This window comes from Gudongella sp. DL1XJH-153 (genome assembly GCF_049310905.1).
Classification (GTDB): Bacteria; Bacillota; Clostridia; order Tissierellales; family Tissierellaceae; genus Gudongella.
Window position 1 is genome coordinate 1 of the sequence record NZ_JBMEMN010000100.1, and the last position, 361, is coordinate 361.

1 tRNA gene is annotated in these 361 nt (G+C 44.6%); it reads left to right on the top strand.

Annotated elements, in window-relative coordinates:
* Positions 1-195: 195 nt before the first annotated feature.
* Positions 196-271 (top strand) — tRNA-Thr (locus ACOEN1_RS13535).
* Positions 272-361 lie beyond the last annotated feature (90 nt).

Here is a 361-nt window from a genome sequence, read left to right on the forward strand (position 1 = left end):
CTGGTAGTTCAGTTGGTTAGAATGCCAGCCTGTCACGCTGGAGGTCGAGGGTTCGAGTCCCTTCCAGGTCGCCATTTATTTCTGTCTAAGCGTAAGCATAGACATCATGTAGGAGAGTCCAAATAGGATTAACTTAATATTTGTCGTGTAAGCTACATATTCAATTCTGTACGAAAAACGACCATCAATACATTCGCTGGTGTAGCTCAATTGGTAGAGCAACTGACTTGTAATCAGTAGGTTGGGGGTTCAAGTCCTCTCACCAGCTCCATAATCTCTTAAATGAGATAAATAAGGAGGAGTTCCCGAGTTGGCCAAAGGGGACGGACTGTAAATCCGTTAGCTGAGCTTTCACTGGTTC